This window comes from Streptomyces cavernae (genome assembly GCF_004023625.1).
GTDB lineage: Bacteria > Actinomycetota > Actinomycetes > Streptomycetales > Streptomycetaceae > Streptomyces > Streptomyces cavernae.
On the sequence record NZ_ML137715.1, the window covers coordinates 20522 to 43081 of the forward strand.

A 22560-nucleotide genomic window follows, 5' to 3' on the forward strand; every position below is an offset into this window, starting at 1 on the left:
CGTGGCCGGCAAGCGCCCCGCCTTCCCGAACATCGGTTGGGACCCGACGCCCGGCAGCGTGGAGGACACCCGGGACCTGGCCAGGAAGCTGGGCGGACTGGCCGGCGAACTAGGCACAGCCCTGGGCGAGTTGGAGCGAATCGAAGCGGGAGCCTGGAAGGGTGAGACCGCCCGCGCCTTCACCGAGTACATAGCCAAGGACGTCGCCCCCCTCATCCGCAAGGGCCACGAATCCTTCGGCAAGGCCTCCCGTGCCCTGCACCGGTGGGCGGGCGAGCTCCAGGACTTCCAGGACGAGGCCGACCGCCTGGAGAAGTCAGCCGGGGAGAAACTCGAAGCCAAACAGGACGCCCGGCAAAAGGCCGACCAGAAAGGCGACGGCAAAGGCAGCGAGGAACTGGGCGAGGCCTCGGGCGCCGTGGACGATGTCATTCGTCAGGTGCACGACCTGGAGGAACGGTACAAGCGAGCCGCCGGGAACATCAGCAAGGAACTCGACAAGGCCGCGGACATAGCGCCGGACGAGCCCGGTTTCTGGGACAAGCTCACCAAGGGAGTGGCGGAGGCCTGGGACGCCACCACCAAGTGGATCAAGGACCACGCCGACCTCATCAGACTCATCGGCGATCTGCTGAGCGACCTCACCGCGGTCCTCGGCCTCCTGGCCATCATCACGCTCCCCTTCCCACCCCTCGCGGCGATCTTCGGCACAGCAGCCCTCATCACCAGCGGCCTGGCACTGGCGGCACACGGCTTGGCGAAGGCAGCGGGGGCTGATGTGAGCTGGATGCAGATCGGGCTGGACGCGGTGGGGTTGATGCCGGGGGTCGGTGCCCTCAGCAAGGGCATCAAGGTCGCGGGAAAGACCCCGGCGCTGGCCAGGGCAGCCGGGCTCGGCAAGGCCGCAGAGCTTGGCAAGGGCTTCCAAGCGACGAATATCGGTAGCGCGCGGATGCTGCTGTCCACCGGCGAACAAGCGTCGTTTGTCAAGGGCGGACTCAAACTGCTACCCGGAAGGGTGGTGCTGGGTGGCACAGCCGACAACGTCTACGAGGTCGCCCACAGCACGAGCGGCGCCTTATCCCGCATGGGAGGGATCGCGAACCAGGGCTACCACGCGGGCCAGTGGCTCGGTTCGAAGGGCGCCAACCTCATTCCGGGAGTGAACATCAACCCCATGGGATTCGGTATCGCCACGGACTCCGTGCTCAAGATTTTCCCCAAAGTTCCGAGTATTCACGAGCACGTGGGACAAGCCCTCTCCCCGGGTGACCAGTTCGAGAAATCGGCCTCGGGCAACTGAACGCAGGGGGTGTACGCGGCAGAGTAGGCACACAGGACCACGAGACCCGATACACCAATGGGAAGATGTATACGGTTATGGCCATCTGGCAGCCCGAACCGGGTGAGACGCTCCTCACGCGGGCGTACGTCACCTTCGCCACCGGCGCGGCCATGCGCGTCAGGGGCATGAGGTGGTTCCGCGACCCCCAGCGCAACGACATCCAGGGCGAGCTCCCGGGGTGGCCCCAGGGGCCGGTGCACACGGCTCGCTCGACCGGCGACACGGTCGCCAGGAACACACTCAAGGGCGCGGCCATGGCAGTGGGCGTCGCCATCATGGCCGTCCTCAGCTCGGCCGGCGGCAACGTCAGCGGCAGTTCGGTCCACGGCTCGGGTTCCGATACGCCGGACGACCCCGATGACGAGGTCTACGACTTCCCGGTCATGTGGGCCGCCCCCGGCACTGTCGCCCGCACCCTGCCCTGGCAACTGGATCCCGCACGCTCCCCCGAGAAGCACTACCGCACGCACGCGATTGTCACCGACCGCAGGCTCGTGATCGTGGGTTTCCCCTACTCCAAGAAGAACGACGATCTCATCGAGGACGAGGTCCTCTGGGAGATCCCGCGGTCCGGGATCCGCCATGTGGAAGCGAAGCCCTTCAAAGACGGAAACGACGTCAAGGTCGTCTTCACCGACGGATCCTGGTGCAGGCTTCACGCCATCACACGGGAGAAGTTCATGCGCTACCTTCACCAGCCGCTCGACCTGATCCCGCTGGAAGCCCTCACACCTGGACAGCGGAACACCGTCGAGAACTTCGTCGCGTCATCGAACGCGCCTGACGCCGGAACCCCGGTGATCAGTCGTCGGCCCTGCGGCCACTACCGGATCGAGTTCATGCGCTCGAGCCGAGTCGATTCGTTCTTCGGTCTTTCCGAGAACTCCATGCTCATGGACGCGGAAGGTGCCGAGGTGAGTATCACCGACTACCACCCGGACGACTTGTAGCCTTCGACTTGCCTGCCCCAGGCTCCCAAGCACCACACCACCAGAAGAAGCCTCACTGATGACGACATCGAGCCCCTCCCCGGGCGTGCTCCCACCCGCCCCCACCTCCGTAGAGCCCCCGCCCCTCTCGTTCAACGTCCCCGAAGGCTTCTTCGCTCTCCCCCTGGCTCCCACCCCCCAAGAACGCACGGAGCGCGCCCACTCCTTCGTACGGGAGCTCTACTCCCGCGGTGACGAGAAAATCTGGGAACCCGCCGCCCCCTACTACGCGGCGATCGCCGAACTCATGGCGGGCACCGGGGTGTCGTACGCGGCCATGGGCCTGTTCTCCACGGCCGGGGACGAGGACGCGAAGGGTGACGACGTCGCCGCCGACACAGGCGAGGGCGACGACGGCGTCCCCCGCCACGACCTCTCCGGCGGAGCCGCCCAGTGCGCCTTCACCGTGGCAGCCGTCCCGACGGACCAGACAGGTGCCCAGCCGACCGGCACCCGCACCGACATCGTCGCCCAAGGCATACTCGCGGTTCTCGCTTCCGACCCGCACAACGACGCCCGCTGGCTCGACCTCCCCTGCGGACCGGCGGTGTCCTGCATCACCCTGCGCGAATACAAGCTCAACCCGGAGGTGACGGCGAGCGGCGAGGTCACCGACCTGCTGACCGGTCAGATCCAGGTCCACGTCCCCTTCCCCACGGGCCCGTTCACCGCAGTCTTCACCCTCCACACGGCCTCCATGGACTACTGGGCCGAGTTCTGCGACCTCATGGCCGCCGTCCTGCGAACGGTGTCCTTCACCGACCCCCTGACGAACACGGGCAGCGACGCCAACACCGAGGACACCACGCCGAACGACCCCGCGTCGCCCCAGCGAACGAATCAGTAGGGTGCCGCGCAAGAAAGGTTGATCTTCGGTAGACCGACACACGGCACGAGCGCAAGTCATGAACTGATGCCCCCCAACCGATCACTCGCCGACTCCGCGCTCGTGGAACGCCTGGGCGGTGGAGTCGTGGCGGCGGCGCGTCTGTGCGTCATCGTCCCGGCGGTGTTCATCATCGTGTACTTCCTGCTGGCCATCGTCACCCCCCGATCGTTCATGCCGGCGTGGGTCTGGACGGAGCGCGCGGTCGTGTCGGCCGGCATCCTCGGTGTGCTGTGGATCTTCGCGCGCCATCCGTGGCACAGCCGCCGGCCGCAGGGCCTCACCCATGCTCTGCTCGTGTCCGTCGTGCTCGTCCTGCCCGCACTCGTGACCGGATCCTGGCCGGGTGTCATCGGAGCGTTCGTGCCCCCGCTGCTGGTCGCCGGTTCCGCAGCCGTGGAGAAGTTCCGTACTGCCTGACGTCTCCGATGACTTACAAGAACGGGCAGGCGTGGCCGAGAGCCAGGCGATGTGACGGTAGGTACCACCGCCCACGCGCCGCGCGGCTCTTCCCCTTGCCCTTCTTGCGCAGCTTCCGGAGCTGGTTCCTCTTCTCCGCAGCGCGTGCCTCTGCCCGACCTACCAGCACGCGGTGCGTGAGCGACCCCAGCGAGGCCGCGGTGATGGCGTAGGCCAGGAGAGCACTGCCGGACCCAGGGATGTACGCGCAACTGGGCGAGTGGCAGTTCCTATTCGGCAGAAAGCCCCAGATGTAGGCGACCGGTGCCAGCACCACGATCCAGGTGAGCCCTTCCTTTTTGACCCTGGCGACCTCACCAGCCCAATAGTCGAGGGCATCCACCGCGAAGTAACGGTTCATGTTCGCGGTCCGGCCGTCGCCCTTGACGAAGGCCTCCAGGTGAGACTCGGCCGAGTACGCCACATCCCGCAAAATCGCGTCCTTCGTCGCGTCCCCCGTCGGCTTCCTCTCGACGGTCACTTCTACGTCGGAGGGCAGCTCGAACTTCGGCGCGTTCTCCTCTGCCGTGATGGAGGGGGACAGGGCCGGCGAGTCCGACTCACTCGAATCGGCCCCCGCGATCTCACCGTTGGCCGAATTGTTGGCTGGATCACTACTGCAACCGGTGAAAGCCAGTGCGGCACCGGCGAAGAGGCAGGCTATGGCCGTCCGCTGTCGCATGGTCAGCATGAGCTTGTCCCAAGAGATTGATGATCGGCGTGCCCAGTGATGATGGCACGGTTGGTACTTCGTGGACCAAAGAGCCGGATGCGCCAGGAGGCACGCCAGGGTCCTTGTGCGCGACGGGCAACCCGCACGTAGAAACTTGCTCCCTTCGCGAAAGCCACGACCTCGTCCGCGCAATGCCGACGCAGCTCATGCCACGCACTACGACCCGCGCGTCCGGGTCTCTCCGCCGGGTGTCGGCGGCCCCGTCACCCTCTCTTCCAGTGGAGCGAACCGGCGATGGCGTCGAAGAGCTCGACCATGGCGTCCGCGAAGGCGTCCAGGGGAGTGGAGAAGGTGAGCAGGAGGGAAGCGGCTGTCATCGGCACGGCAACGAGGTAGTCGACGGTGGTCACTGGCAGCCGATTACCGGAAGCCTCATCCTCGTCGGGGACAGTTCTCGTTCGGCGCCGCATCGCTGGTCCAGCGGCGGGCAGGTGTACCTGAGTTACTTCCTGAGCCCGGCGCTTTCCCGAGACGGTCAGCCTCGCGTCTTCGTGGGGAGGCATCACAGTCACGAGGAGTGACGCCGAGAGCGGAATCGGGCCGATGGTGGCGGTGGAGATGTAGAGCTCGATTCCACCGTTCTCATACGCCGCCTCCGCCCGGTCCGAAATATCCTTGATCAGGCTCCGTTTGAGGACGACCGCGTCGTCCTGTCCTTCGAAAGCCTTGTCCGCGAGGGCTCGGACGGGTCGCTTCCACTGACCTGGCTCGAGCGGAATCCTGAACCAGTCGTCAGGCAGGACCAGACCGTAGTCGGCGGGCGGCGGCGCTGTCATCTCAGGCGTCGGCGCGCCGGTGACAGGGTCCGTCAACGTCAGGCCTCCTGGATCTGCGCCAGTTCAAGTGACTCTGCGAGCGTCTGCGCCAGTTCCAGCAGGGCTTCGCCGAATACCAGGTTGGTCCACGACATACGGAAGACGATGATGTTCTCCACCTGGGGAGGAAGCACCGCGTAGGTGACGGTTTCCATCAACGTCTTCTTCTTGAACAGCGTGCCCGTGGTCAGTGCTTGCAGCTCCTGAATCCTCACCCCCGGACCCGCCGGCAGCGTGACCTTTGTTACCTCCTGACTTTCCGGCGTCGAAGGGAGCACGTCCCGGATCAGGTCGGGCAGCCGGTCCACTGCGCGGTACCCGTCTCCGGCGTAATCATGGACCTCGTAGACAGCGGTCACCGCCTTGGCGGCGTCCACCACGTAGGCATAGGCGAAGGTCGGGTCACTCAGCTCGGAGGTGGCCGCCAAGCGAGCCAGAACCAATGACAGTTCACGCGTCTCACTCCTGGGCGCATCAGATCCCAAATAGTGCCGCGCGGCCTGCTTGGCCCATTCACCCAACTCCAGGCCCTGCCCCACGGGAAGTCTGATACTTCCTTCCGGCTCCGAGATCAGGCATTGCCATTCCGCATCGTCACTCACGCGCACTCCCTGGATCGCGCTCAGCCTACCGTCCAAGCTTCTTTCCACTTGTTGTAGGGATTGTCCCACTCGGTGAGGCCATGGATCTTGTCGTTCCCGTCCACCACGGTGGCCGCGGTAGTGTAGGCAAGCCACCGATTACCGGCAGACCTCACATAGTCGGTGAACTGCATGCCGCCCATGGTCTCGAATTTGCCGAGGATCGGGATCTCCTTGAGCGCCTTGCTGGATTCGACCCATTCCGGGTTTCCCAAGGGACGGGCACCTGCCCAGGCGTCCCTCGTGCCGAGCTTCCCCAGATCTTTGAAATCCTTGAGTCCCTTGAAGGCGTCAACGGTATCTCGGTAGATCATCTTGGGGTTCAGTACGTGCCGGAACTGGTCAAGCCTTCCGAAAGCACCGGGGAGTTCTCCCGCGAGCCTCTGGGCAGCCTGCTCTGCAGCCTCGTTCGCGGCCTTTGTCGCCTTCCCCTTGAGCGTGTTCGCCGCCTTCACCGACCGACCGGCCAAGACATTTCCGGCCATGAAGTCGGCGCGAGCCGTACGGCTGGCCGTCTGAACGCTCTTGACCCCCGTGGCAGCCGCCTTGCCCGCGCTCAGTGCCGCTCGCCCCAGGCCGAGCGTCAGCAAGGCCACTCCGTCCAGCAGCACGTCGGCGATGCTGGCATCCCCGGTGAAGAGCAGGACCAGGTGACAGACCAGGGCGACCAACGTCGCCGCAAGCGCGATCGCGTCCAGAACACCGGCCAACGCCCAACCGACAATCGGAATCCATCCGACCAGAAGCGAGGCGAGGGCACAGAATGTGGCCACCCAGCCGGCAATATCAGCGATGCTCTTGAGAGCACCCTTGAGATTCTCCCAGGTGGAGTCTTTCAGGCCGTCGTGATCAATCAGATCTTCAAGGGCTCGCGCCGCCTTCTCGGCAGCTCGATTCCTGGCATCCTTCGCAGCGTGTACCCGCTTGATGGCGTCCTGAATACGATCGGCTGCTTGATCGCGCCTGCGTGTGAGATCGCGCTTCTTCTCCTCGTAGTCGTCGGCCGCCTTGTCGAGGGCGTCGATGGCACGGTCGAGTCTGTTCTTCTCGTCACGATCGATCTCGGCGTCGCTCCGTGCCTTGTCAGCCGACTCCTGCGAAGAAGCGAGTACAGAGGAGTATCGATCGTCCGGCTGGTCGGATTGCTCGCCCAAAAGATCGGCCGCCGTGTCGAAACGGTCCAGAACTTTCTTCAGGCGCCCCGCCGTTCCGTCCGCTGCCTTACGGAATTCGGTTGCGGCATCGCTCTGCCAGCCATCGACCCCGCACAGCGCATTGATGTTTCCCGACTGCTTCCGGATGGCATCGGCAACAGCGCGGAACCGTCTGCCGAGTTTCGCCACAGCAGCCGGGTCACCGGCCACGGGGTCCGAGTCGAGTTCGACCGGTGACCAATCCTTGGGACGAGACATCAGCTATTCCCCGGAACCCTTCGACTTCTTCTCCTGCTTGCGCAGAGCGTTGGCGAGATCCGTGTCGATCTGCTCATAAGCCTCGGCTGCCGCCTTCGTGATTCCGGCGAGTTTTTTCAGCTCTTCCTCGAGCTTGGAGCGCTTGTAGTCCCAGTTGGTCGCAAAATCGTCGAGCCTGTTGGTCAGTTCCTCGTGCCCGATCACCTCGCGGCTCCAGCCGTACTTGTCCTCGTCGTCGAGTCGCTCCAATTCCTCGACGATGCTGTTCAGCCCTTTGGACACGCTCTTGATCACATCAAGGTCGTCAACCTTCGTATGCTCGCCCACAGCAGCTTTCCCTTCCCCGTGAGCGGTCCGTTGCTCTCCGGCCGCTTCGTGCCATGCGTAACAGCACCGGTGCGGTGGGGTCACCTGCACCCCACCGCACCGCAAGGAGCCAGGGGACTGCGCAAGCCGCCCCGAGTCAGGCCTCAGCCCCGAATCCCCTTGGCCATCTCATCGTCCAGATCCTGGTAAGCCTTCGCGGCGTTCGTCAGGAACTTGGCCATGCCCGTCAGGCCCTCGATGGTGTCCTTCGCGCCCTTCTTGAACTCCGTGAAGGACTCCTCGAAGGCCTGTGAACCCTTGCGGGTGGTGTAGCCGTCCTTGACCAGGCCCTGGATGTAGCGCTCCAGGGAGTCGAGCCTCTCGTCGATCTTGTCCTTGGCGTCCGTCAGCTTCGTGGCCGCCTTGTGCATCTCGTCATAAGTGATGTCTGCGTCTTTGCCGCCGGCCATGGCGCCCTCCGTTGTCCGAACATGCCCCAGGGCCAACCCCCGTGGCTCCCGTGGCGGATGATGCGATCCTCCGCCGCGCGTCAGCTTACGCACGACGCTTGCAGACGCACACCCCGCTTCGCTTTGCCAGGGCCCGAGTTGGGTCTCCGGCGGGGCCGCACCCGAGCGCCCGGCGGGCCCGAGTGGGGTGGTCCGCGGCCCTGTTCCCTTTGCCACGAGCCCGCGAGTTCGGTTCGGTCGCGAGCCCGCGAGTTCGGTTCGGTCGCGAGCCCGCGAGTTCGGTTCGGTCGCGAGCCCGCGAGTTGGTTCCGTCGCGGCCCCGCGAGTTCGAGCGTGCCGCAGGCCGTGAGGATTGCGTCGGAGGGTCGTGGGGGTTCCGTGAGGGGCTCCGTTCTCAACGCGCTCCGGTTCCACCAGCGTTGCCGATGGGAACCCTCAAGCGGATATCGTCGAGCGGACAGCAGGGGGCGCGGTCGGCAGCTGCGGCGGCTGGAGTCGCTGAAGTGGCCACAGCAGCACAGGCTGCAGCGGCTACAGCAGCACGGGCCGAAGCAGCTGTAGCAGCTAAGCCCGAAGCAGCTGACGTGACGCAGCTGCGGCAAACGGCAGCGTCGACAGGGACAACTGGGTGGCGCGACAACAGAAGTGGCGCCGGGGAGGACCATCGTGCGCCTGACTCTGACCGTCGTCGATCCGCTCGGCGGTACCCACGCCGACGTGGTGCTCGACGCCGATCCCGAGTCCGCCATGGGGGACATCGCCAAGGAGCTTGCCGCGCAGGTCGGTTACCAGGGCGGCGCGCAAATCATCCCCATCGGCCAGCCGCACGCCACCCACCCCGGTGCGCCCGCCACCCACCCCGGTCCGCCCGCCACCCACCCCGGTGCGCCCGCCACCCAGCCCGACCCGCACGCCACCCACCCCGGTCCGCCCGCCACCCAGCCCGACCCGCACGCCACCCACCCCGGCGCTCCCGTCATCTATGTCGACGGGCATGCCGTCGATCCCTCCGCCACCATTCCCACTTCCCCGCTCCGGGAAGGTGCGGTGGTCTCGCTTCACGATCCCGCCGGGTGCCTCCCGGGCGAACCCACCGGGCTGGTCGAACTGCGGGTCGCCGGCGGGCCTGCCGCGGGGGCCGTGCACCGGCTCGGCGTCGGGCGGTACGACATCGGCGGCGGCCCCGCCGACCACGTCCGCGTCGACGACCCCGAGCTCGGCCGAAGAGCCCTCACCCTCTCCGTCTCCGCCGACGGAACCTGCCAATTCACCGTTCACAACGACAAAGCGGGAACGGCCGAAAGGAACGAACCGCGAGCCGGCAGGAGGTCGGGCCGGAGGGCTGGGGCGACGGCTGACGCCCAGGGGGACCCGCGGACCGAGGTGAAGGCGAATACGGCGACGGGGGGCTCGGGGAACACAGGGGACTCTGAGGACTCGAGGGGCACGACCACCCTCGACGGCGAACCCGTCGAGGACAAGACCGGCGACTGGCCCCTCGGTGCTCAGATCGCCGTCGGCAACACCCTCCTCGAACTCGACCGCTACTCCCCTCCCGACGCCGCCCTCAAGCGGTCCGACGACGGCACCGGCCTCGACTACAACCGCCCGCCCCGCCTCCAGCCCCCCGAGCGGCAGACCCGGTTCAGGCTGCCCACCCCGCCCCGCGACTTCGAAGCCCGGCCGCTGCCCTGGCTGATGGCGTTCACCCCGCTCGTGGGCGCCGTCGTCTCGGTGATGATCTTCGGGCGCTGGTACTACATGATCATGGCGCTGCTGAGCCCGCTGATCCTCTTCGGCAACTACTTCATGGACAAGAAGCACGGGCGCAAGTCCCATGCGAAGCAGGTCAAGGAGTACAAGGAGACCAAGGAGCGGATCGAGAAGGACGCGTCGGACGCGCTCGTGGCGGAGCGCCTCGACCGGCGGCAGGCCGTCCCCGATCCGGCGACCGTGCTCAGTATGAGTACGGGGCCGCGTACCCGGCTGTGGGAGCGGCGGCGGACCGACCCCGACCATCTGCTCATCCGGGTCGGGACGGGACAGCTCGACTCGGAAGTCCTCCTCGACGACCCGGAACAGGACGACCACAAGCGCGAGGTCACCTGGAAGATCCAGGACGCGCCGGTCGGGATCTCGCTGCGCGAGCGCGGTGTCATCGGTATCGCCGGGCCCGGGGAATCGGCGCACGCGCTGGGGCGTTGGGCCGTGGCGCAGACCGCTGTGCTGCACAGCCCGCTGGACGTCCAGTTCTATGTGCTCACCGAGAACACCGCCCGGGAGAGCTGGGACTGGATTCGCTGGCTCCCGCACGCCCGCCCCTCCGGCGCGCAGGACACCAACGTTCTCATCGGCACGGACGCCGAGACCGTCGGGGCCCGGATCGGAGAGCTGACCCAGCTCCTGGACGCCCGGCAGAAGGCCGCCAAGAACAACGGCCGGGACACCACCTTCAGCGACCCGGACATCGTGGTGGTCTGGGACGGCTCGCGGCGGCTGCGGTCCATGCCCGGTGTCGTACGGCTGCTGCGCGAGGGACCGGCCGTCAGTGTGTACGCCATCTGCCTCGACTCCGAGGAACGGTTCCTGCCCGGGGAGTGCCAGGCCGTCGTCGTCGCCGAGCCCAGGCCGCGGGCGAGCACCGCGGACAAGCCCGCCGAAGCGGCCGCCGCCGGGGCCCCTCAGGGCGGATTCCCCTCCTTCCACGCCTGGCACGCCACCGCTCAGGACACCGGGCGGCAGGAGGAGCAGGCCCTCGAACTGCGGCTGCGTGTCGAGCAGACCGGGGTGGCCCGGCTGCGGCAGGTACGGCCGGACTTCGTGTCGCCCGCCTGGTGTGCGCGGCTTTCGCGTTCCCTCTCCCCGCTCCGTGACATCAGCGGCGAAACCGAGGACTCGGCGCTGCCCGCGGCCAGCCGGCTCCTGGACGTACTGCAGATGGAGCCGCCCACCGGTGACGCGATCACCGCGCGCTGGCGGATGGGCGGGCAGTCGACGATGGCGGTGATCGGTGAGTCGTACGACGGGCCGTTCGGGATCGACATCCGGCGGGACGGGCCGCACGGCCTGATCGCGGGTACGACCGGTTCGGGCAAGTCGGAACTGCTGCAGACCATCGTGGCGGCGCTGGCGGTGGCCAACACCCCGGAGAACATGACGTTCGTCCTCGTCGACTACAAGGGCGGCTCGGCGTTCAAGGACTGTGTGAAGCTGCCGCACACCGTCGGCATGGTCACCGACCTCGACGCGCATCTCGTCGAGCGCGCGCTGGAGTCGCTGGGCGCGGAGTTGAAGCGCCGGGAGCACATCCTCGCCGCCGCCGACGCCAAGGACATCGAGGACTACCAGGACCTCGTCAAGCGCGACCCCTCACACACTCCCGTGCCCCGACTCCTCATCGTCATCGACGAGTTCGCCTCGATGGTGCGCGATCTTCCGGACTTCGTCACGGGGTTGGTGAACATCGCCCAGCGGGGCCGTTCGCTCGGCATCCATCTACTGCTGGCCACTCAGCGGCCGAGCGGTGTGGTGTCCCCCGAGATCCGCGCCAACACCAACCTCCGTATCGCGCTGCGCGTCACCGACGGCGGTGAGTCCAGCGACGTCATCGACTCCCCGGAGGCGGGGCACATCAGCAAGAGCACGCCGGGACGTGCCTACGTCCGGCTCGGGCACGCCTCGCTCGTCCCCTTCCAGTCGGGGCGGGTCGGCGGCCGGCGGCCCGGTGCCGCCGACCCACAGGTGCTCGCGCCCTGGGCGGGTCCGCTCGACTGGGCGGAGCTGGGAAGGTCCGCACTGGTCAAGCCCAAGGCCGAGGCGCGCGAGGAAGAGGAGATCACCGATCTCAAGGTGCTCGTGGACGCGGTACGGGACGCCCATCGCGCCCTCGGCATTCCGGCGCAGCACAGCCCGTGGCTGCCTGCGCTCTCCGAGACGCTGCTGCTGGACGACATCGACATGCCGGCGGTGCCGGCCGTGCCGCTCGGCGCGGGCAAGCTGGCTCCGGCCGCGTACGGTGTCGAGGACCTGCCCGCCGACCAGGCGCGCCGCCCGGTCGTCGTGGACTTCTCCTCCTTCGGGCATCTCCTCATCGGCGGTGCCCCCCGCAGCGGCCGCTCGCAGATCCTGCGCACCATCGCCGGATCGATCGCGCGGACCCATTCCTCGGCCGATGTGCATCTGTACGGGATCGACTGCGGCAACGGCGCGCTGAACGCCCTCACCCGGCTGCCGCACTGCGGTGCCGTGGTCTCCCGCAACCAGACCGAGCGGGCGGTGCGGCTCATCACCCGCTTCAAGACTGAGCTGACAAGACGTCAGGATCTGTTGGCGGAGAAGGGGTTCGCGGACATCGGGGAGCAGCGGGCCAGTGTCTCCGAGGAGGACCGGCTGCCGCATCTGGTGCTGCTGCTGGACCGCTGGGAGGGGTGGCTGCCCACGCTCGGCGAGTACAACCACGGGGAACTGACGGACGAGTTGCAGACGATGATGCGCGAGGGCGCGAGCGTCGGGCTGCACTTGGTGATCGCGGGTGACCGGCAGGTCCTGCTGGGCCGGATGGCCTCGCTGACCGAGGACAAGTACGGGCTGCGGCTTGCGGACCGGTCGGACTTCTCGATGCTCGGGATCAACGCCCGCAAGGTGCCGGAGGAGATCCCGCCGGGCCGTGGCTTCAAGAACGAGACGGCGACGGAGACACAGTTCGCGCTGCTGTCGGAGGATGCGAGCGGTCAGGGTCAGGCGGCGGCGCTGGCCGCGATCGGGGAGGCGGCGACGGCGCGGGACGCCGGGATACCGCGCTCCCGCCGCCCCTTCCGGGTCGACGTGCTGCCCAGCCGTATCGGGTTCACGGAGGCCTGGGAGATGCGGGACCCGGAGGTCGCCGCGTCCAGGCTGTGGTCGCTGGCCGGGATCGGGGGCGACGACATCATGGCGTTCGGTCCGGACCTCGCGCAGGGCGTGCCGACGTTCGTGGTGGCGGGCCCCGCCAAGTCGGGCCGCTCCACAGCTCTGTTGAACCTGGCGCGTTCGTACCTCCTGCAGGGCGTGCGCCTCGTCGTCGCCGCCCCGCGGCCCTCGCCGTTGCGTGAACTGGCGGGCCAGGAGGGTGTGTTGAAGGTCTTCACCGACGACGACATCGAGAGCGACGACTTCGAGGAGGCCATCGAGTCGGCGTCACCGCAGGAGCCGATCGTGGTGTTCGTCGACGACGGTGAGGTCCTGGAGGACGCCGACTGCGAGCGGGAGTTGAAGCGCCTGATCCAGCGCGGTGCGGAACGCGGTCTGGCCCTGGTCATCGGTGGTGACGAGGAAGAGGTCTGCGGCGGCTTCTCGGGCTGGCAGGTGGAGGCGAAGAAGGGCCGCCGGGGTCTGCTCCTGTCCCCGCAGGACTCCTCGGCGGGCGAACTCATCGGCATCCGCACGACCCGGAGCATGGTCGGCGGCCCGATCACCCCCGGCAAGGGGATGCTGCATCTGGGCAACGGCGAGGTCGTCACGGTCACCGTGCCGATGTGAAGGACGGACACCCCAACCAGGACCGGCGTGGTGCGGCGCCTCCAGCCACGCCTCCACCCGCGCCTCCGCCCACGCCTCCACCGGCGACCGCTATTCGACCCTCGACATCCGTGCCAACGGGTTCCCCGCGTCCGCGTTGTCCGACTCGTACTTCAGGTCGTCTCCCACCGGGGTGAGGCGGACGGTGTGGGACCCCTTCGTGCACACGTCGCGGTTGGACTCCTCGGGGATGCCGGTGGCGATGATCTCCTGCTTCGTCACCTTCTTCAGGACCAGCGCGTTCTCGCAGATGCCACCGATCGGGTCGGTCTGGCGGAAGGTGCCGAACTCCTCACCCGCCTTCGCCTCGCGGAGCGTGACCCGGAACGTGCCCATGGGGAGCGTGCCGCCCAGGGCGACGCCCTCGCCCTCCCAGGTGCCGACGTAGGCGGACGGCACGTTCAGCTCGTTGGCGTCGGGGCTGAGTGACTTCGACGCACTCGGGCGGGCTTCGGCGTCGGCGCCCCCGTCGTCGTTGTCGCCGACGCCCGGTGCCATGTTGAACAGCAGCGCCGAGCCCACCGTCACCGCCGCCAGTGCGCCGGCCACCGCGAGCACGACGGAGCAACTCACCTTCCGGCCCCGCCCGTTGTCCCCCGGAGCGGACACCGCCGCCACGCTCACCGAGAGCTTGCCCGGGCCAGGGCCCTGGGGAGTCCCGTCGAACTCCGCGTCCCGATCCCGCGGTACGTACGTGGGTGCGCTCCCGAGCCCGTACGCGGGGTCGGGCGGTCCGAACACACCGGAATCCGCGGGGGCCGGGAAAGCCGAGGACCCGGCGGCCGTGGCGGAGGCGGCCGAGGACCGTGCGGCCGAAGCCGAGGCGCCCGGAGCCCCGCCCACGGAAGCCGCCGCCCCGGAAGCCGCCGCAGCCGACCGGTCCCCCGCCACCACGGACCGTTCCCCTGTCACGCCCGATGGGCCGTCCACCACCCCCGATGGGCCGTCCGCCACCCCCGACGGGCTGTCCACCGTCCCCGACCGCCCGCTCACGCCCGCCGATGGGCCGTCCACCCCCACCGACGTGCCGTCCACCGACGGGCTGCTGAACCCCACCGGCCCCGAAGGCGCGGCCTCCGAGACCTCCAGGTTCAGCAACTGCACCGCGCTGCGGCCGACTTGCTCCACCAGGGAACCCGGCAGCCACCCCGCCGCGACCAGACGGGCCGCGCCCTCGGGGGCGAGCCGGGACGCCACGTCGGCCGGATCCGGCCGCGCGGCGGGGTCCTTGGCCAGGCACTGCGTCACAAGCTCACGCAACTCGCCGTCCAGAGAACCGAGTTCGGGTTCCTCATGGACGACCTTGTAGAGCAGTGCGGCCGAGGAGTCGCCGGGGAACGGTGAGGCACCGGTCGCGGCGAAGGCGAGGACCGCCCCGAGCGAGAACACGTCCGCCGCGCCGGTGGCCCCCTTGCCGAGGATCTGCTCGGGTGCCATGTAGCCGGGCGAGCCGATCGAGACGCCCGTCGACGTCAGCGATGCCGTCCCGTCCGTCGCCCGGGCGATCCCGAAGTCGATGAGGAGCGGGCCGTCGACGGTGAGCAGGACGTTCGACGGTTTCACGTCCCGGTGCACCAGCCCCAGTCCGTGCACCGCGACGAGCGCCTCCGCCAGACCCGCGCCGAGGACCCGGGCGGAATGCGGGGGCAGCGCCCCGCCGTCCGCGACCGCGGCGGCCAGCGAGGGGCCCGCGGCGTATCCGGTCGCGACCCACGGCACGGACGCGTCGGGGTCCGCGTCCAGGACCGGTGCCGTCCAGGTGGCGCCCACTCTCCGTGCCGCCTCCACCTCGCGCCGGAACCGGGCCCGGAACTCCGCGTCCAGCGCGAAGTGCGGATGCACGATCTTCACCGCGACGGTACGGCCGCCGGCGCTGCGCCCCAGGTAGACCCGCCCCATGCCGCCCGAGCCGAGCCGGCCGAGCAGCCGGTAGGGGCCCACCACCGTGGGTTCGTCGACTTCGAGCGGCTGCATGGCGTTGCCTCCCCCGGACGCTCTGCACTCCCCCAGCAGAGTAGTCGTGTGCGCCCGCGGAAGTTACTGCCCGGAAGTCACGAAGCGGTGGTACGACGCGGTAGTACGGGCCGGTAGTACGCCGTAGTAGTACGGGCCGGTAGTTCGCGGCCCGGGGTCACGGCGGCACGCGGTATGTCCGCGGCCGCGCCCGGCCGCGCCGAATTGCGTGAGTGAAATCCACGGAAGGGAGCCGGAGCCCCCGAGCCAACCTCCATGGGGAATTCGTCGACCGGAATTCCCCGCGCGTTCACCGGTTACCCGAGTAAGCGACTACGCGGACTCCGGCTCGAGCAGATCCACCGTCACATCCGCCGGAAAGCCCGTCGCCGGGCCGACCCGCCGCGCGAACTCCGCGACCGCCGCCAACTGCGGCGCGCCGAAACGGAAGTCCAGCGTCCTGAAGTACCGCTCCAGCACCTCCTCGTCGAAGACCTCCCAGCGCGCGGCCTGTTCGGCGACCTTGCCGACCTCCTGCAGGGACAGGTCCCGCGACTCGAGGAAGGCCTCGTGCACCTGCCGTACGACGACGGGCTCGCGCTCCACGTACTCCCGGCGGGCGGCCCACACCGCGAAGACGAAGGGCAGGCCCGTCCAGGCCTTCCACATGGCGCCCAGGTCGTGCACGTCCAGGCCGAGCCTGGGCCCGTCGTGCAGGTTCGCGCGCAGTGCGGCGTCACCGATGAGGACGGCCGCGTCCGCCTCCTGCATCATCAGCGCGAGATCGGGAGGGCAGGAGTAGTACTCGGGGACGACGCCGACGGATTCGGCGAGCAGCAGCTGCGCCAGGCGCACGGAGGTGCGGGAGGTGGAGCCGAGCGCGACCCGGGAGCCGTGGAGGTGCTCGAGGGGCTTCTGCGACACGATCACGCAGGACATGACGGGGCCGTCGCAGCCGACGGCGATGTCCGGGAAGGCAACCAGGTCGTCGGCGTGCTTGAGGAACTCGATGAGCGTGACGGGCCCGATGTCGAGGTCTCCCTGCACCAGTCTCTCGCTGAGCTTCTCCGGGGTGTCCTTCGTCAGCTCGAGGTCCAGCAGCGTCCCGGTACGCGCGAGGCCCCAGTACAAAGGCAGGCAGTTCAGGAACTGGATGTGGCCGACGCGCGGCCGGTTGCGAGAATTGTCCACATCGCGAGACTAGCTGCCATGCGATACGGTGCGGGATCCGGGTACCGGCGGGGCGCGACCGCGTCGTCGCGGACGCCATCGGTCCGGATGCTCGATCCGGCTCTCCGCCGGGATCGTCAATCCATGTCACAGACGTATCAAACATTCGGGTGACGTGATCTTGCCCTCTATTGCATTCGGCGGGCTGCGTGCTAGGCTCGCCGCAAGTTGCAGTTTGGTTTCCCTTGCAGTACAGAGCCTGCGGAGCATGTGACCGCGGGCTCTCGTCGTTTTCAGACGTATGCACTTCTCTTCGCAGATGCAGGTTCTGGAGCAGGGCAACCCTTTGGCCCAAGGAGGGCTTATGGCTACCGGAACCGTTAAGTGGTTCAACGCCGAAAAGGGCTTTGGCTTCATCGCCCAGGAAGGCGGCGGCCCCGACGTCTTCGTCCACTACTCCGCGATCAACGCCAGCGGCTTCCGCTCCCTCGAGGAGAACCAGGCCGTGAGCTTCGACGTCACGCAGGGTCCGAAGGGCCCGCAGGCGGAGAATGTCACCCCGGTCTGAGCCGCCAGGCCCCTGATCCGGAACCGAGAGCAGTACCCAAGGGGCCCTGCGCCGACAAGGCGCGGGGCCCCTGCCCCTTTTTCCAGGACCTCGCCCGGGTCGCCCCCGCCTGACCCCGCGCCTCAGCCGGCCCTCCCCGGTCACCCGCGCGGCCTCACCCCATGGGCCCGCCCCCACGGCCTCACCCGGACGGCCCACCATCTCGGATGAATCTCGGCGGGCCGCATGATCAGGACGAGCCGGCAGCACCGTCCTGCCGGCCGCCCCGAAGGGGTGCCCGACTCCGGGGCCTCGTACATATGGGGGATATCACCCAGGTGCTCCATATTGGGGGCATGACCTCGGCACGCGAGCGTCAGGAAACGTACATTCGTTCGCCGTACACAAGAGGCAGCCTCGGCATGGCCCTGGGCCCTAGTCCTGCGCCTGGTACATCGCCTCGATCTCCTCGGCGAAGTCCTTCTCGATCGCCGACCGCTTCACTTTCAGGGACGGGGTGAGGTGGCCCGCCTCCTCGGCGAAGTCACCGGGGAGGACGGTGAAGCGGCGGATGGACTCGGCGCGGGAGACGAGGCGGTTGGCGTCGTCGACGGCTCGCTGCAGGGCATCCAGCAACTCGGGGTCCGAGATCAGCCGCTCGAACGGGACCTGCTGCTTGTCGGTCATCTGGCGCCAGTGCTCCATGCCCTCGGGATCGAGGGTGATCAGCGCGGTGATGTACGGGCGGGCGTCCCCGACCACCAGGCACTGGGAGACCAGCGGATGGGCCCGGATCCAGTGCTCCAGCGGGGCCGGCGGCACGCTCTTGCCGCCCGTGGTCAGCAGGATCTCCTTCTTCCGCCCGGTGATGGTCAGATAGCCCTCGTCGTCGAGCGCGCCGATGTCCCCGGTCGCGAACCAGCCCTCCGTGGTGGCGGGCACCACACCGCCCGCGTGCGGGTCCCAGTAGCCGCGCAGGATCTGGCCGCCGTTCACCAGCACCTCGCCGTCCGCGGCGATCCGCAACCGGGTGCCGGGCAGGGGCCAGCCCGCCGTGCCCAGGCGGGGTTTGAGCAGCGGGGTGACCGTGGCGGCGGCGGTGGTCTCCGTCAGCCCGTACCCTTCGAAGACGTCGATGCCGGCGCCCGCGTAGAACGCGGCGAGCCCCCTGCCCAGCGGGGATCCTCCGCAGACCACATAACGGACCTTGCCGCCCAGGGCGTTGCGGATCCTGCGGTACACGAGCGGGTCGTACAGCGCGCGTGCCGCCCGCAGACTGCGTCCCGGGCCGGGTCCGGTGCCGTGCTGTTCGGCCTCCATCGCCTCGCCGTACTTGCGGGCGACCCGGTCGGCGCGGTCGAAGGACGCGGCCCGTCCCATCTTCTCGGCGGACGCCCGCGCCGTGTTGAAGACCTTCTCCAGCACATAGGGGATGGCCAGCAGGAAGGTGGGCCGGAAGCCGGCGAGGTCCGCGAGGAGTTCCTCGGTGCCCACACTCGGGGTGTGCCCGAGGCGCACCCTGGCGCGCAGACAGCCGATGGCGACCATGCGCCCGAAGACGTGTGAGAGGGGCAGGAACAGCAGGGTCGCCGCGGGCTCCTTGCTGGTGGCCTTGAACACCGGGTGCAGCAGCTCGATCGCGTTGTCGACCTCGGCGAAGAAGTTGCCGTGGGTGAGGGCGCAGCCCTTGGGGCGGCCGGTGGTGCCCGAGGTGTAGATGAGGGTGGCGAGGCTGTCCGGAGTGAGCATCCCTCGCCGTACGCCCACTTCCTGCTCCGGGACGTCCCGCCGCCCCAGCTCGGCGAGCCGGTCCGTGTGCCCCTTCTCGAAGACCCACACGTGCCGCAGATCGGGGATCCGGTCGCGCTCGGGTCCCAGTACGGCGGCCTGTGCCACGGACTCCACGGCGAGGGCGGCGGCACCGGAGTCCTGCAGGATCCACCGGGTCTGGAACACCGACGACGTCGGATAGATCGGCACGGTGACCAGCCCCGCCGCCCATGCGGCGAAGTCCAGCAACGTCCACTCGTACGTCGTCCGGGCCATGATGGCGATCCGGTCGCCCGGCGCGAGCCCCTCCGATATCAGCCCTCTGGCGAGGTCGAGCACCTCCCGCGCGAACCGGTCCGCCGTCACGTCCTGCCAGTCGCCGTTCTCGTCCTTGCGGCTGAGCACCGCCTCGTCCGGGGCCTCGAGGGCGTTGTCGAACGGGATGTCCGCGAGCGAACCGTGCGTCATGGGTGCGACCAGGGGCGGTACGTACGCCTCCCGGACGACCCCGTCGAGCCGACGGAGCTCCGGCTCCACGAGAAGGGGGCGGGCGACAGCGTCATAGTGGCCGGCCATGGGGGGCTCCTTGTCGTCTGCCGCTGAGAAGTTCGGGCCGCGTCAGCGAGTTATCCCAATCTTGGGGCTGCCGGAGGACGGAGGAGGGTGTTCCGGGGAGTGAGGTTTGTGAGAGGTGTATGTGGTTGGCATGTACTGGGGTGAAAGGCGGTTGCCCACCCTCGCTGAGCCGCGCGGTGGTCGCGCATTTGTGAGCCCGGCCGCGCCGTAGCCACAGCTCCTGACTCTTGAGTAACCTTACTTCTAGGTAAATTTAGCCCTTAAGTGGGGGGTTGCTCCAATGACAGAGAGTGACGCTGGTTTCACCGAGGCGACACGCGGGCGTTCCGTCACCCTCGCCGCCCCTCCCCGGCTCGGGCCGCTGCTGGCTCGTGGTGCGTTGTGGTCACCGTTCAAGCGGGCTCGCCCGGACGCCCGGAACGCTCCCGTTCCGGCCACCCGGATCGTCCTGCCGGAAGTCCGCGTCGACGTCCAGCGGCTCACGTCCTACGAGCGCGTCTGCGGGTTCGGCGTCGGTGCCGTCGACCTGCCGGTCACCTACCCGCATGTCCTCGCGTTCCCGCTGGCCATGCGGATCATGGCCGACCGCACGTTCCCGCTGCCGCTGCTCGGGCTGGTGCACACCTCGATCGAGATACGGCAGCTGCGCGGTCTCTCCGTCGCCGAGGCGTACGAACTCGCGGCCCACGTCGACGGGTTCGCTCCCCACCGGCGCGGAACCGAAGCCCGCTTGGTCGTCGAAGTGCGGTGCGGGGGCGACCTCGTCTGGGAGTCGTGCAGCACCTATCTCGCCCGGCACCGAACGAGCCGGGACACGGCCTCAGCCCCGAGCGGAGCTGAGGGGGTGCAGGCGCCACCAAGCCACCCGCGGCTACCGGCCCGCTCCGAATGGCGCCTCGCCGGCGACCTGGGCCGCCGCTACGCCCGCGCCTCGGGCGACCACAACCCCATCCATCTGCACCCCGTCACCGCGAGCCCCTTCGGTTTCTCCAGGCCCATCGCCCACGGCATGTGGACGGTCGCCCGCTGCCTCGCCGAGTTCGGGGCGGAAGGGCAGGGCGCCGTGCGGGTACGGGCCGACTTCAAGGCGCCGGTACCGCTGCCGGGCGCCGTCGTCTACGCCGCCGACGGGCCCGCCTTCGAACTCCGCGGCGCCTCACGGGTCCACCTCACCGGGACGGTGACCCCGCGACGGTGAGCCCCGACGACGGCGCAGGTCAGGCCGCTTCGAGCGCGCCGACCCAGCCGAACGCCGTGATCTCCTCGGTCGCCGTCTTCAGGTCCTTGGCGTTGTCCACGCCCCGCCAGTAGCCGTTGACGCGGTAGGCGGACAGCCGCCCCTGCTCGGCGAGGCCGGGGAAGGTGGTGTCCTCATGGTCCCCCAGGTCCGGCAACAGGTCGGTGACGGCGGGCTCGAAGAGGTACACGCCCGCGTTGATCCAGTGCGGCAGCACGGGTGCCTCCTCGAAGCTGGTCACGCAGTCCGTACCGCTGAGCTCGACGATGCCGTACGGCGACTTCAGCGGCGTGACCGCCAGCGTCGCCAGTGCCGACCGCTCGGCGTGCGTCCGCGCCAGGTCACGCAACGAGAACCGGGTCAGGATGTCGCCGTTGAGCCCCACCCACCGCTCCCCCGGGTGAGGCAGGCTGCGCGCGGCGTGCTTCAGGCCGCCGCCGCGCCCCAGCGGCTCGTCCTCCACCACCACGCGTACCCGCAGCGGCAGCGCGTGGGTGGCCACGTACTCCTTGAGGACGTCGGCCCGGTAGCCGCAGGAGATCACAACCTCCTCGATACCCTCCGACGCCAGCCAGACCGCCTGATGCTCGAAGATCGGCCGGCCCGCCACTTCCACGAGCGCCTTCGGTACCCGGTCGGTGTACGGGCGCAGCCGGCTGGCCTGACCGCCGGCGAGGATCACGGCCTGCCGCACCAGCGAGGGCCGCTCCCAGCCGGCGGCGATCGGGGGAACAGGAAGAGTGGTGCTGGTCATGGATGCCTCCAGAGGTGGTGGGTCCGGCCCGCCCGTCAGGTGCCGGGCAGTTGACCGAGGGTGCGGGACGAGATGGCGAAGGCGGCGAAGTCGACGTATTGCGCGCGGGGCGTCGCCCAACTCGGGTCGTCTCCGCCGAAGAAGGTCGAGAAGAACACCCCGTCGATCCTCAGCCGCGGGGTCGTACGGAACGTCAGCCGGTGCTGGGCCAGCACCCGGGCACCGTTCACCGTCACCGTGATCGAACCGTCCGCGCGGCCGGGTGTGTTGAGGTGCAATGCCTGCTCCACACAGGTCCAGCGGTCGACCGGCCAGTACCAGTCGTCGCTGCGGCCGAGCGATGTGCCGTGTTCCACGGAGGTCGGCAGGTAGGCGTACACCTCGGCGAAGCCGTTCCTGCGCCACATGTAGCGGGTGGACATGCCGTCCGTGCCGTCCGGGATGTGCTGCCCGCCGGTGACGGAACCCCCGTACAGGCCGGGCAGTTTGCCGCCTTTGACGAAGTCGAAGCCGTTGGGGAAGCGCAGGTAGTAGCGCAGGTGCAGGGAATCCACCGGGCCGGAGCGCCGCTCGAGGTAGAGCTGCGCCCCGCCCTCGGGCCGGCCGTACTTCCGGGCTACGGTCATGCTGGCCGAGCCCGCCGGGTAGCCGACCCGCAGCGTGGGCCCGAGGACCGGGTCCCGGCCCGGCAGCAGCACCGCCCGGGACAGGCCGAACCCGCCGTGGTCCCTGGGCAGCAGGTCCGGGCCGAAGAAGCGGGTCACCTGCGCCATGCCGCGACTGAGCGGCGTCCCGGAAGCGGAGGCGCTCGGGTGGCCGGCCGGCTCGCCGCCCGAGCTGTCGGAGCAGGCGGCGACGAGAGCCGTGGCCGCCGCGGCACCCCCTGCCGTGATGATCTGCCGTCTACTGCTCATGGTGCCTGCTCCTGTACTCGGACATGG

Annotated in this window: 18 protein-coding genes; 7 read left to right on the forward strand and 11 right to left on the reverse strand. The window is 68.7% G+C overall.

From position 1 onward, the window contains the following. Position 1: 1 nt before the first annotated feature. The 4 genes from EF387_RS08920 to EF387_RS08940 all read left to right on the forward strand — a co-directional run bounded on the left by EF387_RS08920 (position 2) and on the right by EF387_RS08940 (position 3640). Positions 2–1303 carry an enoyl-CoA hydratase/isomerase family protein gene (locus tag EF387_RS08920; RefSeq protein ID WP_128375973.1) on the forward strand — a complete coding sequence of 434 codons (1302 nt, stop codon included), beginning with the start codon at positions 2–4 and terminating at the stop codon, positions 1301–1303. A gap of 65 nt (positions 1304–1368) precedes the next feature. Next, the gene (locus EF387_RS47060) at positions 1369–2295 is read left to right on the forward strand and encodes a hypothetical protein (protein WP_238431409.1); all 927 of its coding nucleotides are present in this window, start codon (positions 1369–1371) and stop codon (positions 2293–2295) included. A gap of 58 nt (positions 2296–2353) precedes the next feature. Further along, positions 2354–3181 (forward strand): hypothetical protein, encoded by an 828-nt coding sequence (locus tag EF387_RS08935; protein ID WP_128375975.1) that lies wholly within the window; start codon positions 2354–2356, stop codon positions 3179–3181. A gap of 66 nt (positions 3182–3247) precedes the next feature. Next, on the forward strand, positions 3248–3640 hold the full coding sequence (locus EF387_RS08940) for a hypothetical protein (RefSeq protein ID WP_128375976.1): 393 nt from the start codon (positions 3248–3250) through the stop codon (positions 3638–3640). Positions 3641–3653: 13 nt separating this feature from the next. Here EF387_RS08940 and EF387_RS08945 read toward each other — a convergent pair whose 3' ends face one another. The 6 genes from EF387_RS08945 to EF387_RS08970 form a co-directional block, all read right to left on the reverse strand. Next, positions 3654–4370 (reverse strand): hypothetical protein, encoded by a 717-nt coding sequence (locus tag EF387_RS08945; RefSeq protein ID WP_128375977.1) that lies wholly within the window; start codon positions 4368–4370, stop codon positions 3654–3656. Between the two features lie 245 nt (positions 4371–4615). Then, a complete protein-coding gene (locus EF387_RS08950) occupies positions 4616–5224 on the reverse strand; it encodes a YusG family protein (protein WP_238431410.1) in 609 nt (202 codons plus the stop codon). 2 nt (positions 5225–5226) lie between these two features. Beyond that, complete coding sequence (locus tag EF387_RS08955; protein ID WP_128375978.1) at positions 5227–5829, reverse strand: hypothetical protein; 603 nt, start codon at positions 5827–5829, stop codon at positions 5227–5229. A 20-nt stretch (positions 5830–5849) separates the two neighbouring features. Then, positions 5850–7280, reverse strand: coding sequence for a hypothetical protein (locus EF387_RS08960; RefSeq protein WP_128375979.1), 1431 nt, complete (start codon positions 7278–7280; stop codon positions 5850–5852). Positions 7281–7283: 3 nt separating this feature from the next. After that, complete coding sequence (locus tag EF387_RS08965; protein WP_128375980.1) at positions 7284–7607, reverse strand: hypothetical protein; 324 nt, start codon at positions 7605–7607, stop codon at positions 7284–7286. A 143-nt stretch (positions 7608–7750) separates the two neighbouring features. Beyond that, positions 7751–8056, reverse strand: a complete 306-nt coding sequence (locus tag EF387_RS08970) for a WXG100 family type VII secretion target (protein WP_128375981.1) — start codon at positions 8054–8056, stop codon at positions 7751–7753. A 666-nt stretch (positions 8057–8722) separates the two neighbouring features. Between EF387_RS08970 and EF387_RS08975 the strand changes: the two genes are divergently transcribed. Next, the gene (locus EF387_RS08975; RefSeq protein WP_128375982.1) at positions 8723–13573 is read left to right on the forward strand and encodes an FtsK/SpoIIIE domain-containing protein; all 4851 of its coding nucleotides are present in this window, start codon (positions 8723–8725) and stop codon (positions 13571–13573) included. Positions 13574–13663: 90 nt separating this feature from the next. Here EF387_RS08975 and EF387_RS08980 read toward each other — a convergent pair whose 3' ends face one another. After that, the gene (locus EF387_RS08980; RefSeq protein ID WP_128375983.1) at positions 13664–15586 is read right to left on the reverse strand and encodes a serine/threonine-protein kinase; all 1923 of its coding nucleotides are present in this window, start codon (positions 15584–15586) and stop codon (positions 13664–13666) included. A gap of 312 nt (positions 15587–15898) precedes the next feature. Beyond that, positions 15899–16756, reverse strand: coding sequence for a menaquinone biosynthetic enzyme MqnA/MqnD family protein (locus EF387_RS08985; protein WP_128375984.1), 858 nt, complete (start codon positions 16754–16756; stop codon positions 15899–15901). 343 nt (positions 16757–17099) lie between these two features. Here EF387_RS08985 and EF387_RS08995 point away from each other — a divergent pair, with 343 nt between their 5' ends. Continuing rightward, positions 17100–17303, forward strand: coding sequence for a cold-shock protein (locus tag EF387_RS08995; RefSeq protein WP_003998944.1), 204 nt, complete (start codon positions 17100–17102; stop codon positions 17301–17303). A gap of 414 nt (positions 17304–17717) precedes the next feature. On the opposite strand, the gene EF387_RS09000 is transcribed toward EF387_RS08995, so the two are convergent. Beyond that, complete coding sequence (locus EF387_RS09000; protein WP_128375986.1) at positions 17718–19628, reverse strand: AMP-dependent synthetase/ligase; 1911 nt, start codon at positions 19626–19628, stop codon at positions 17718–17720. Positions 19629–19908: 280 nt separating this feature from the next. Between EF387_RS09000 and EF387_RS09005 the strand changes: the two genes are divergently transcribed. Beyond that, complete coding sequence (locus tag EF387_RS09005) at positions 19909–20826, forward strand: MaoC/PaaZ C-terminal domain-containing protein (RefSeq protein WP_128375987.1); 918 nt, start codon at positions 19909–19911, stop codon at positions 20824–20826. A 19-nt stretch (positions 20827–20845) separates the two neighbouring features. Here EF387_RS09005 and EF387_RS09010 read toward each other — a convergent pair whose 3' ends face one another. After that, on the reverse strand, positions 20846–21619 hold the full coding sequence (locus EF387_RS09010) for a nucleotidyltransferase family protein (protein WP_128375988.1): 774 nt from the start codon (positions 21617–21619) through the stop codon (positions 20846–20848). A 35-nt stretch (positions 21620–21654) separates the two neighbouring features. After that, positions 21655–22533, reverse strand: coding sequence for a polysaccharide lyase (locus tag EF387_RS09015; protein WP_128375989.1), 879 nt, complete (start codon positions 22531–22533; stop codon positions 21655–21657). Positions 22534–22560 lie beyond the last annotated feature (27 nt).